Here is an 11,752-nt window from a genome sequence, read left to right on the forward strand (position 1 = left end):
GCCGTTCTGCGAGCGAAAGCAGGAACCAGTGGCTCACGACGGTCCGGATGCCGCGATACTCGGGTGGTGACCTCTCTGCCCGGCCTTTCCGAACCCGGCCCATCCGAACCCCGCCGCACGCGCCGCATCCACCCGGCCTGGATCGTTGCCGCCGTCGCATTCCTCGCCTTGGTCGGCGCGGCCGGGTTCCGCGCGGCGCCGGGAGTGCTGATGCTGCCCCTGGAGACCGAATTCGGCTGGAGCCGCGGCATCCTCTCGCTCGCCGTGTCGATCAACCTGCTGTTCTTCGGGCTCACCGCGCCCTTCGCCGCAGCGCTGATGGAGCGCTTCGGGCTGCGTCGGGTGACGAGCATCGCCCTGCTGCTGATCGCGGCGGGCAGCGGGCTGAGCATCTTCGTCACCGAGTCCTGGCAGTTGCTGCTCACCTGGGGAGTGCTGATCGGCCTCGGCACCGGGTCGATGGCGCTGGTGTTCGCGGCGACGGTCGCCGACACCTGGTTCGTGAAACACCGCGGTCTGGTCGTCGGCGTGCTCACCGCTGGCAGTGCCACCGGGCAGCTCGCCTTCCTGCCGCTGATCGCGCTGCTGGTGCAGAACGTGGGGTGGCGTCAGGCGTCGCTGCTCTGTGCGGCCGGAGCGCTCGTCGTCGTCCCCCTGGTGCTGCTGTTCCTGCGCAACCGTCCGGCCGACCTGGGGATGACACCGTACGGATCACCCGCGCTACTCGAGCCGGGATCGGCACCAGATGAGAGCAGGGCGCAAGACAAAAGCACGGCACCGAAAACCGGACCGAACGCGGCCCGGCGCGCCATTCAGGTGCTGGCGAAGGCCTCGAAAGTGCGCACCTTCTGGGCGTTGGTGGCCGGCTTCGCCATCTGCGGGGCCACCACAAACGGGTTGATCGGCACCCACTTCATCCCCTCGGCCGCCGACCACGGGCTACCGGAGACGGCGGCTGCCGGGCTGCTCGCGGTGATCGGCGTCTTCGACATCGTCGGTACCATCGCGTCGGGCTGGCTTACCGACCGCATCAACCCGCGCTATCTGCTGGTGGCCTACTACGGCTTCCGGGGGGTATCGCTGCTGATCCTCCCGTCCCTGCTCTCGGCAACGGTGCGGCCGCCCATCGTGCTGTTCGTCGTGATCTACGGGTTGGACTGGGTAGCGACCGTGCCGCCCACGGTCGCTCTGGCCCGTGAACTGTTCGGCGCCGACGGCCCGGTCGTCTTCGGCTGGGTCTTCGCCGCCCACCAGATCGGAGCCGCCATCGCGGCGACCACCGCCGGCCTCGTTCGTGACGCCTACGGCAGCTACACCCCGGCCTGGCTCGGCGCGGCTGGGCTCTGCGTGATCGCGGCGATTGTGAGTGCTTCCATCACGCGGAGGCCCCGCGCCGTCGTCGCCGGTGGGATGCTGGGGGAGTGACGCATACCCCTTTCCTCAGCGATCAGCTGCTCGCGCGCATCCACGATCGGGCGGCCGACTACGACCGTGAGAATGCCTTCTTCGCCGACGACCTCGCCGAGCTGAGAGAGGTCGGATACCTGCGCGCGCTGGTGCCGACCGACCTCGGAGGCCTGGGGCTGAGCCTCACCGAGCTGGCCCGCGAGCAGTCTCGGCTCGCGGCGGCAGCCCCGGCAACGGCGCTCGGCATCAATATGCACCTGGTCTGGACGGGCGTCGCCAAGACGCTGCACGATCGCGGCGACAGCTCGCTCGACTTCGTGCTCACCGAGGCCGCGGCCGGCGAGATCTTCGCCTTCGCCATCAGCGAGCCCGGCAACGATCTGGTGTTGTTCGGATCGACGACGGATGCCCGTCCTCTCGCCGATGGAAGCGTCGCGTTCACCGGCACCAAGGTCTTCACCAGCCTCTCGCCGGTCTGGACCCGGCTCGGCCTGTTCGGGCTCGACAGCACCTCGGCCGATGCCCCGAAGCTGGTGCATGGCTTCGTCACCCGCGACAGCCCCGGCATCACGGTGATCGAGGACTGGGACACCATCGGCATGCGCGCCAGCCAAAGCAACACCACCCGCCTTGACGGCGCGGTGGTCGCCGCCGACCGCGTGGTGCGCCGCCTCGACCCCGGGCCGAGTGCGGACCCACTGATCTTCGCCATCTTCGCGAACTTCGAGATCCTCATCGCCGCGGTGTACGCGGGAATCGGGGCCAGGGCGCTCGAACTGGCGGTCTCCTCGGTGCAGGGCCGGACATCCGCACGCACGGGGCTGACGAAAGACAAAGACCCGAACATGCGCTGGAAGATCGCGGAGGCCGCCATTCGCCTCGACGCGCTGCAGCCGCAGATCGACGCGCTCGCGGGAGACGTCGACGGGTTGGTCGACCGGGGCGACCTGTGGTTCCGGGCGCTCGTCGGGGTCAAGTCGCGCGCGACGCGCACCGCGAGGTTCGTGGTCGAGCAGGCTGTGGCGGTGGCCGGCGGCGCCGCGTTCTCGAACTCCAGCGAGATCGGTCGGCTGTACCGGGACGTGCTGGCCGGGGGCTTCCACCCGAGCAGCGAGGATTCTGCTCACTCCACGGTCGCAACGGCGCTGTTGGGCCCGGAGTGACGCCGCGACGGAGAATCGGGTAAGCACATCCTCCGGCGAGATGAGATGCGTTCCCAGGCGCACCACCATCGACTCGGCTCACTCAGGGTCCGTAGCGCTCCGGGAATCGGATTGGAGCCGCGACGTCGTTTCTGCCGCCTTAGGCTGAGTGGATGTCGCCCGGATCGTCCGCCCTGACCATTACCGGCGCCGTCTGGTCGGTTGCCGCGGAGCAGCGGGTCCAGGCCCTCGCCTCCCGTCCGCTGCTCGTGCTCATGCACGGCAGGGGCTCCAACGAGCGCGATCTCGCCTCGCTCGCTCCACTGCTGCCGGCCGAGCTGGTCACGGTGTCGCTGCGCGCTCCGCTTCCGCTCGGAGACGGTTACTCCTGGTTTCCGCCGGCCGAGCCGGGGCTGCCCGCGCCGACGGCGGCCGCGGCGGCCACCGATGCCGTGCTCGCCTTCCTGGATTCCCTCCCGCCGACCGGCCAGGTCGGCCTTCTCGGCTTCTCTCAGGGCGGTGCGATGGTGACGCACCTCCTGCGCTCCGAGCCCGAGCGCTTCGCCGCCGGGGTCGTGCTGTCTGGCTTCAGCCTGGCGGGGGAGTTGCCGGGGGATGCTGTACTCGCCTCCCTGCGCCCGCCGGTGTTCTGGGGGCGGGATGTCGCCGATCCCGTGATCAGCCCCGACGCGATCGACCGCACCGCGGCCTGGTTGCCCGTGCACAGCACAGCGGTGGTGCGCGAGTATCCGGGCGTGGGGCACTCGATCTCGCGAGAGGAGCTCGACGACGTTACCGAGTTTCTCGAGGCCACCCTGATCTGACGCCCTCGCGGTGCAAGATTGGCCTATGGCACACACGATCACCATCCAGACCGACGGCAACTCCGACTTCCCAGATTCTTTTTCCGCCTACATCGCCGAGCCCCCGGCCGAGTTCTCGGGGGCTCCGCGCGGAGCCGTCATCGTGATCCACGAGATCTGGGGACTCGTCGAGCACATCACCGACATCGCCGACCGCTATGCGGCCGAGGGGTATCTGGTTCTCGCCCCGGACATCCTGAGCGCCATCGGCATCGAGGCCCAGGTCGGCGCTGAACTGTTCGCCATCCGCAACTCTCCGGATGAGCGGGTGCGCACCGAGGGCCAGCCGCGGTTGCGTGAGGCCTTCAGTTCGCTGTCCGCGCCGGGATACGCCGCCTGGGCGGTCGACGCGCTGACGAAGGCGGTCGACTACCTCGAGCGGCAGCCGGGGGTCGAGGGGCGCATCGCCGTTACCGGGTTCTGCTTCGGTGGCACGTACAGCTTCGCGCTCGCCGCGGCAGACCCGCGGGTGAAGGCGGCGATCCCGTTCTACGGAACCGCTCCGGCCCCCGAGGACATCGCGAAGATCACGGCACCGATCCGTGCGTTCTACGGCGTGCACGACCCGGCGCTGATCGACAAGCTGCCCGAGGTTCGGCGGCAGATGACGGATGCCGGGGTCGACTTCCAAGCGACGGTCTACGACGACGCCGGACATGCCTTCTTCAACGACACGAACCCGTCGACCTATCGTGCGGCCGACGCGGCGGACGCCTGGGCAAAGTCGAACGCGTTCCTGGCCGAGACGCTGGACCACCCGTGAGCACGCCGGACGCGGTGGTCGTCGGCGCCGGTCCGAACGGTCTCGCCGCCGCCGTCACCCTCGCCCGGGCCGGACTCTCCGTGCGGCTGTATGAGCGGGAATCGACCATCGGCGGTGGAGCACGCACCGAGGAGCTCACGCTGCCGGGTTTCCTTCACGACGTGTGTTCCGCCATCCACCCGCTCGGGCTGTCATCGGGCTTCTTCCGCCGCTTCGAGCTCACCAAGCGTATGCGGTTCGTGGTCCCCGAGATCTCCTACTCCCAGCCGCTCGATACCCCGTCCTCGGGAGGTCGGGCAGCCATCGCCTGGCACGACCTCGATCGCACAGTCGCCGGTCTCGGCGTGGACGGCCCGGCCTGGCGCCGGTTGCTCGAGCCGCTGGTCGCGCGGGCGGACGACGTGGCGCAGTTCGCCGGCACCGAGATCATCGGGGCGCCCCGGCATCCGCTCGCCGCACTGCTCCTCGGTCTGCGGGTGCTCGAACAGGGGAGCATCGACTGGAACACCCGGTTCCGCGGCGACGCGGCCCCGGCCCTGCTGACCGGCGCCTTCGCACACCCGGTGCAGCCGATGCCGAGCCTGTCGTCCGCGGCCGGCGGGCTCGTGCTCGCGGCCACCGCCCACGCTCGCGGCTGGCCGGTGCCGGTCGGCGGAAGCCGATCGATCGTGCAGGCGATGGCCGAGGACCTGCTCGCGCACGGCGGCGAGATCGTCACCGACACCGAGATCGGGTCCATCGGCGAGCTCCCGCCGGCGACCGCCGCCATCTTCGACGTGACCCCGCGCGCGCTGTCGCGCATCGTCGGCGACCGGCTGCCGCACGGCTATCGCCGAGCACTCGAGCGCTTCCGCTATGGCAACGGTGTCGCCAAGGTAGATTTCGCGCTCTCCGCTCCGGTGCCATGGCGCGATGACCGGCTGATTATGGCCGCGACCGTGCATGTCGGCGGGGTGCGTGCCGAGATGCAGCGGGCGGAGGCGGATGTCGCGGCAGGTCGTCATCCCGAGAGCCCGTATGTTCTGGTCTCCCAGCCGACACCGTTCGACCCGAGCCGCGCGCCGGCCGGCAAGCACGTGCTCTGGGCGTACACGCACGTGCCGCGGGGGTCGAGCGAGGATCGCACGGAGGCGGTCATCCATCAGATCGAGCGCTTCGCCCCCGGTTTTCGCGACACCATTCTGGCGTCGGCATCGCGCACCGCGGTGGACATGGAGGCGCACAATCCCAACTACATCGGCGGGGACATCGCGGCGGGCGACGTGGATATGCGCCAGCTGGTCGCGCGACCGACCGCGAGCCCGACTCCGTGGCGCACGCCGGCCGCGGGCGTCTACCTCACCGGTGCCTCGACCGCCCCGGGCCCGGGAGTGCACGGCCTGTCGGGGTATTACGCCGCCCGCACTGCGCTCGGCGACATATTCGGAATCACCGAGATGCCCTACCTGGGCGTGGAACGGGGAGCATGAGATGTCGACCAACTACCGCGTGATCCAGTGCCCCCCGGATGATGTCTTCCGCATCCTCGCCGACGGCTGGCTCTATCCCAGCTGGGTGGTCGGTGCCTCGCGCATCCGTGACGTCGACGAGCACTGGCCCGCGGTCGGCGCCAAGCTGCACCATTCGTTCGGGGTGTGGCCGGCGGTGATCGACGACTCCAGCGAGGTCGTCGCCTGGGACGCACCGCGGCACGCCGAGCTTCGTGCCCGGGGCTGGCCGACCGGGGAGGCGCGGGTCGTGCTGGACGTCAAGCCGCGTCGCGGTCCGGCGGGCGAGGCCTGGAGCGTGGTGCGCATCGTCGAGCACGCCGTGCGGGGTCCGGCGACGCTCATCCCGGGGCCGCTGCTCGACCTGCCGCTGCACATCCGCAACGTCGAGACGCTCCGTCGGCTCGCCTACCTCGCCGAGGGTCGCGCGGCCGGCTGACCCCCAATCTCCTGCCACGTTTGCCCGAATATGCAGGTTTTAGGGTGCGCCAGTCTGCATTTTCGGGCAAACGTGGCTGTGGTTGGGGCGGCGCTACTCGCTCGTGCAGTGGCCAGACGGCACTTCGGCGGTCAGCCCGCCCGCCCGGGCGGCGACCGGCGCGAGCTCGGCGACCGTGAGCGCGAAACCGAGGTCGGATGTCGTCGACGACTTGGCGAAGATCACCCCGGCCACCGTGCCCGTGGCATCGATTACCGGCCCACCCGAATTGCCCTGCTGAACGTCGGCGGCGAGCGAGTACACCTCGCGCGGGGTCGGATTGGCCCCGTAGATATCGGGAACCCGCACGGTGCCGACGCCCTGCACCGCGGCGGGCTTCGAGCTGAACGGGCCGCCGAGGGGATAGCCGTCGAAGACCGCCGTCGTGCCTTCGGGGAGGGTAGTCCCCACGGCGAGGGGCGCCGTCGACATACCCCCGGCCGCGATCACGGCGAGGTCGTTCACCGTGTCGAAGTAGACGACGGTTCCCTTCCAACTGCCGCCATCGGGCGACTCGATGATGGGATCCGCCACCCCGGCGACCACGTGCGCGTTCGTGATGACCCGACCGGGAGCGATGACGAATCCGCTTCCGGTCTGGTTCTGCCCACAGGCGTAAGCGTTACCGGTGATCTTCATGACCGAGTGCGATGCCTTCTCCTGCGCGCTGTTCGCCGCGCCGGTCGGGATCGGCAGCGGGGAGCCGATGCCGATCGAGTCGAGCACGCGGGGGATTCCCTGCTGAGCCACGAGCGACCGTACCTGCGCCTCGAGTTCGCGCACCGGCGCCGGGGTGACCGTGTCGATCACCGCGACGACGCGCGAGGAGGTGATGGCCTGGGAGAGCACCGGCACTCCAAGCGAGCCGATCGCGAACGCGAGCATCGAAATGACGACGGCGGTAGCGGCGACGCTCACGAGCCCGCCGAAAAACCGGTCCAATCCGCGCAGCGGCCCCTTCACCACACCGACACGGATGACGCGTCCGAGGGCGGTGCCGAGCGCGATGCCAGCGCCGATCAACACGAAGACCGTGAGAAGCACTATCGGCAGGCGCCATTGGGTGCTGCCGATCCACCCGGTGACCAGTGGGATCGCGAAGAAGGCGGCAACGGCACCGATGACCGCGCCGAGGATGCTCGCCACACTGAGGGTGAGTCCGCGCCGGAACCCGTAGATCAGGTAGCCGATGAGCACCATGACGAGCACGAGGTCCAGGGCGAGCGGAGCCAGATTCGTCGGGGTCCACCATGGCAACGAGCCGAGCATCCGTGCACTCTCCTTGCCGTCGGCTGTTCCCGGCCTCCAGTATCGGGGATCTGGCCCGCGCTTGTGCTGATTCTCGAGCGGGTCGGGGGCATTTGTTCAGGAGGGGAGTCCAGAATCGGCGGATGCTGCGCCGACATCCCCTGCTCGCCCTGTTTACGATCGGCTATCTGGGCGTCGTCGGCTGGGTGACGCTCGGCCCACAGCCGCTCGATGCCGCCGGCAACCGCGCACTGTTCCGGCTGCTGCGATTCTTCGGCAGCCACGAGTCGACCGAGTGGATCACCTACGACCGTGTGCAGTTCATCGCCAACATCGGGATGTTCGTGCCGATCGGTCTGCTTTTTCTCCTGGTGCTCGGCCGCCGGCGCTGGTGGCTGGCGATCGCCGCGGGGGTGCTGGCGACCGTCGCCATCGAGCTCGCCCAGCGCGGTATCCCCGGACGGGTATCCGACCCGAACGACGTTCTCGCGAACTCCCTCGGCACGGCGATCGGCGTGATCGCCGCCCTCGTGATCACCACTCCGGCAGCCATCCGCGACCGCCGGGCGGCGGCCCGCACCGAGCGCGCTCGCCGGGAGGCCGACGGTACCCGCGGTCCGCACTCGCCAACAGACGAGCTGCTGCTGCGTCACTAGTCGCTCGTCCCGCTGGCGGTCGTGGCCATGGCGCACAGCGATAGATTCGTACCGATGCCGGATACGCCGATGACCACCGAAACGACAGCAGACAAACGCGCGCGTAACCTCGCCCTCCTCGTCGCCGGGACGTTCTTCATGGAGAACCTCGACGGCACCATCCTCACCACCGCCGTTCCGAGCATCGGTCGTGACCTCGGGGTGCCGGCGCTCGCCGTGGGCGTGACCATCACCGCGTATCTACTCACCCTGGCAATGCTCATCCCGCTGAGCGGATGGATTACCCGCCGCTTCGGCTCCCGTCGGGTCTTCCTCACCGCCATCGCGGTGTTCACTGTCGCCTCCGTGGTCTGTGCGGCCAGTTCGACGCTTGCCGAGCTGACCGCTGCCCGCGTGCTGCAGGGCGTGGGGGGAGCGATGATGGTGCCGGTCGGACGGCTCGCGGTGCTGCGGGCGACGGACAAGGCAGGACTGGTGCGGGCGGTCGCGCTGCTCACCTGGCCGGCGCTCGCCGCACCGGTCATCGCGCCGCTGGTGGGCGGCATCCTCACCACCTACGGGAGTTGGCACTGGATCTTCCTGATCAACGTGCCACTCGGCGTGGTCGCTTTCGCGTTCGCGCTGCGGCTCGTACCGCGGGAGAGACCGGAGTCCCCGCCACGGCTCGACTGGGTTGGCCTCGTGCTCAGCAGTGCTGGAGTCGGCGCGCTGGTCTACCTCGCGTCGTTGCTCTCCGACGGGAAGCCGACTGCCGTCGAGGTGGCCCTGTGGGCGATCGGGGGTGTCCTGGCGCTGGTCGCGGCGGTTGTCTGGCAGCGGCGGGTGCGGCATCCGCTGTTCGATCTCGGGGCGCTCAGGGTCGAGACGTTCCGGGTAGCGCATGCCGGTGGGTCGCTGTTCCGCCTGGCGGTCAACGCCGTGCCGTTCCTGCTGCCGCTGCTGTTTCAGGAGCGCTTCGGCTGGTCGCCCGTGCTGTCCGGCTCGCTGGTCTTGTTCGTGTTCGTCGGCAACATCGCGATCAAACCGGCGACGACCCCGCTGCTGCGACGATTCGGGTTCCGCCCGGTGCTGATCGTCGCCAGCAGCTGCGCGGCTCTGAGCATCGTGCTGATGGCGGTGCTCTCGCCCGAGACCCCGCTCTGGCTGCTCGCGCTCCTCCTCGTGTTCAGCGGGGCGGCACGGTCGACCGGGTTCACCGCGTACAACACGATCGCTTTCGCCGACATTGACCGAGCGGAGATGACGGATGCCAACACTCTCGCCTCCACGCTGCAGCAGGTGGCCGCGGGCTTCGGCATTGCTGTCGGTGCCCTTGCCCTGCGCGGGGGCACACTCATCGCGCCGGACTCCGGGGGCTTCGCCATCGCGTTCCTCGTCGTCGCCGGACTCACCCTGATCGCGACGATCGAGTCGCTGGCGCTGTCCCGTGACGCGGGCGCGAGCATCCGCCCGGCTCCCCGGTCCCGTTCCACTTCTCGGGGCACCGCCTAGCCAGCGGTGATTCTGCTAAACTCCCAAGGTTGCCGTCAAACGGCCGCGGATAAAGAGAGCTCGCACATTCCGGTGTCGGGCACCGCGCAACGAGAGAGAGGGGTCTTCTATGCCTTTAGCACCAGAAGCCAAGAAAGCGATCATCGACGAGTACGCCACCCACCCAGGTGACACGGGCAGCCCCGAGGTGCAGGTCGCAATGCTGACCGCACGCATCAAGGATCTCACCGAGCACTTGAAAGAGCACAAGCATGACCACCACTCGCGTCGTGGCCTGCTTCTGCTGGTTGGACAGCGTCGTCGCCTGCTGGGTTACCTGCAGGACGTCGACATCAACCGCTACCGCGCGTTGATCGAGCGCCTCGGACTGCGCCGCTAGGTTCATCCTTCCGGTGTGGCCCGTCGCGATCGGCCCGTCTTCATCGATGGGTCGCGACACTGGCTCTGAGACGGCCCGCCTGGCTGCGTCTAACACGCAGCGGGGCGGGCCGTTTTTCATGTCCTGACGGTTCGGAGGGCGCTCCATCCCCGAGGACAATGGGGTGGTGAGCATTCGCGACGACCTCCGCTCGATCGTCGCACTGCGTCCGGCGCCGCCGCGGTGGTCGATCGCGATTCAGGCCGGCCTCGCCATCGCGCTGCCGATCGCGCTTTTCACGGCGCTGGGTCATGAAGACCTCGGACTGCTCGCGTCTACCGGCGGCTTCCTCGCTCTGTATCTGACCTCGCGCAGTCGTCGGCAGCGGGCCGCTGTACTCCCGTTGATCGGGGCCGTGCTGCTCGGGTCCGCGGCGATCGGGGTGCTCGGCTCTGGTGCGGTGTGGACGAGCGTCGTGGCACTGTTGGTGCTGGCAGCGGGTGCATCCGTGCTCTTCCTCGGCTTCGAGGTGGGTCCGCCAGGAGTGCTGTTCCCCGTGCTGGTCGGAGGGGTGGCCGGCCATCTCGCTGGGCCGATCGCCCTCGGCGGATCCGGTCTCGACGGCAGGATCGTGCTCGGTGCAATGGTGATCGGTGCGGTGCTCGCCTACCTCGTGGTGCTGCTTCCGCTCGTGCTGCCGTCCGTGCGTTCGCGCGACAGCGACATCCACGATGCCACCGCGGGCCCGCTCCGGTTCCGACTCGACGCCACCACGCGCCTGATCGTCGCCAGGGTCATCATCGCCGCCGCGATCGCGGCGATCATCGCCGTTCCGCTCGGGCTGCCCCGTGCATACTGGGTCACCCTCACCGTCGTCGCCATCTTGCAGAACGGGCACCGACTGCGCCTCACCGCGGTTCGTGCGGTGCACCGCGTCATCGGCACGCTTCTCGGCGTCGGAATATTCGCCCTGGTCGAGTTGCTGCATCCGTCCGGCTGGGTGCTGGTGCTGGTGCTCGGCGTGCTGCAGTTCGGCATCGAGACGATAGTGCTGCGCAACTACGGGCTGGCGCTGCTGCTGATCACCCCGCTCGCGCTCACCATCTCCGCCCAGGGCGCGACCACGCCGAGCGTGCTGATCGCCGATCGTGTCGTCGATACAGCGGTCGGCGGCGCAATCGCGATGCTGGTGCTGCTGGGGTCGCTGCTGCGGCGGCGGGTGCGCGCCGTTCGCTAAAGCGTGACGGCAGAACGAGGCGGCAGAGCCTATCGACCCTCGCCGTCGATACGATCGAACCATGGCGTTTTGGAACCGGAACATCACCGGCGATCTCTCCCTCCCCAAGTCCGACCGTGGTTCCGGCAACTTCGGGGACTACCGCTATAACCTCGTGCCCTCGAACGGACGGGTGACGATCCGGCTGGCAAACAGCAATCCGCGCCAGGAAGAACTGGTCGCGGCTCTCGAGTCCGGGGGAGAGCTCGAGACGGCGCTCTCCCGTCGGTCCGCAGCGGAAGAGGCCAAAGACGCACCCATCGAGGTGCGCCTGTTCACCGGCAGTCGCGTGAGTGGCGTGGTTGGCGTTGTTCCCCGCGGGCTCGAGGGGGTCATTGACGACACTCTTGGACGACTCGAGGATGCCGGACGCAAGCCGCGCATCCCCGCGAAGGTGGTCAAGACCCGCAACGGATATCGCGTCGACCTGCTCCTGGGTCAGACGCGCTAGCCCTGGAGTCTGGAGTCTGGAGTCTGGAGTCTGGAGTCTGGAGTCTGGAGTCTGGAGGTGGGGCGGCCGTCGCTCACGGAAGAGGGGCCGGCACGATCTCGTCGCCCGGCCCCTCCGTGAACTCCGTGCCAG

At 69.0% G+C, this 11,752-nt stretch carries 12 protein-coding genes; 11 read left to right on the forward strand and 1 reads right to left on the reverse strand.

Translation table 11 applies throughout. From position 1 onward, the window contains the following. Nucleotides 1-66 precede the first annotated feature (66 nt). The 6 genes from IV501_RS07985 to IV501_RS08010 all read left to right on the forward strand — a co-directional run bounded on the left by IV501_RS07985 (nt 67) and on the right by IV501_RS08010 (nt 6,101). Nucleotides 67-1,425 (forward strand): MFS transporter, encoded by a 1,359-nt coding sequence (locus IV501_RS07985; protein ID WP_200556182.1) that lies wholly within the window; start codon nt 67-69, stop codon nt 1,423-1,425. Next, a complete protein-coding gene (locus tag IV501_RS07990; RefSeq protein ID WP_200555950.1) occupies nt 1,422-2,570 on the forward strand; it encodes an acyl-CoA dehydrogenase family protein in 1,149 nt (382 codons plus the stop codon). The genes IV501_RS07985 and IV501_RS07990 overlap by 4 nt, the downstream gene beginning before the upstream one ends. A gap of 152 nt (nt 2,571-2,722) precedes the next feature. Beyond that, on the forward strand, nt 2,723-3,373 hold the full coding sequence (locus tag IV501_RS07995; RefSeq protein WP_200555951.1) for an alpha/beta hydrolase: 651 nt from the start codon (nt 2,723-2,725) through the stop codon (nt 3,371-3,373). Between the two features lie 25 nt (nt 3,374-3,398). Next, complete coding sequence (locus IV501_RS08000; RefSeq protein ID WP_200555952.1) at nt 3,399-4,175, forward strand: dienelactone hydrolase family protein; 777 nt, start codon at nt 3,399-3,401, stop codon at nt 4,173-4,175. Next, nucleotides 4,172-5,644 carry a phytoene desaturase family protein gene (locus IV501_RS08005; RefSeq protein WP_200555953.1) on the forward strand — a complete coding sequence of 491 codons (1,473 nt, stop codon included), beginning with the start codon at nt 4,172-4,174 and terminating at the stop codon, nt 5,642-5,644. Before IV501_RS08000 ends, IV501_RS08005 begins: the two co-directional genes overlap by 4 nt. A 1-nt stretch (nt 5,645) precedes the next feature. Further along, nucleotides 5,646-6,101, forward strand: coding sequence for an SRPBCC family protein (locus IV501_RS08010; RefSeq protein ID WP_200555954.1), 456 nt, complete (start codon nt 5,646-5,648; stop codon nt 6,099-6,101). A 93-nt stretch (nt 6,102-6,194) separates the two neighbouring features. Here the strand turns inward: IV501_RS08010 and IV501_RS08015 are convergent, their stop codons facing one another. After that, nucleotides 6,195-7,409: a MarP family serine protease gene (locus IV501_RS08015; RefSeq protein ID WP_200555958.1), complete on the reverse strand. Its 1,215-nt coding sequence runs from the start codon at nt 7,407-7,409 to the stop codon at nt 6,195-6,197. A gap of 122 nt (nt 7,410-7,531) precedes the next feature. On the opposite strand from IV501_RS08015, the gene IV501_RS08020 reads away from it, so the two are divergent. From IV501_RS08020 to IV501_RS08040, 5 genes are all read left to right on the forward strand, one after another. Beyond that, nucleotides 7,532-8,044, forward strand: coding sequence for a VanZ family protein (locus tag IV501_RS08020; protein WP_200555960.1), 513 nt, complete (start codon nt 7,532-7,534; stop codon nt 8,042-8,044). A gap of 69 nt (nt 8,045-8,113) precedes the next feature. After that, the gene (locus IV501_RS08025) at nt 8,114-9,535 is read left to right on the forward strand and encodes an MFS transporter (RefSeq protein WP_234698359.1); all 1,422 of its coding nucleotides are present in this window, start codon (nt 8,114-8,116) and stop codon (nt 9,533-9,535) included. Nucleotides 9,536-9,644: 109 nt separating this feature from the next. Next, nucleotides 9,645-9,914, forward strand: coding sequence for a 30S ribosomal protein S15 (gene rpsO / locus IV501_RS08030; RefSeq protein WP_200555969.1), 270 nt, complete (start codon nt 9,645-9,647; stop codon nt 9,912-9,914). A 166-nt stretch (nt 9,915-10,080) separates the two neighbouring features. After that, nucleotides 10,081-11,130: an FUSC family protein gene (locus IV501_RS16550; protein ID WP_200555971.1), complete on the forward strand. Its 1,050-nt coding sequence runs from the start codon at nt 10,081-10,083 to the stop codon at nt 11,128-11,130. A gap of 61 nt (nt 11,131-11,191) precedes the next feature. Then, nucleotides 11,192-11,620 carry a hypothetical protein gene (locus tag IV501_RS08040; RefSeq protein WP_200555973.1) on the forward strand — a complete coding sequence of 143 codons (429 nt, stop codon included), beginning with the start codon at nt 11,192-11,194 and terminating at the stop codon, nt 11,618-11,620. Nucleotides 11,621-11,752 lie beyond the last annotated feature (132 nt).

It is taken from the genome of Lacisediminihabitans changchengi, from assembly GCF_016634425.1.
In the GTDB taxonomy this organism is placed as follows: Bacteria; Actinomycetota; Actinomycetes; order Actinomycetales; family Microbacteriaceae; genus Lacisediminihabitans; species Lacisediminihabitans changchengi.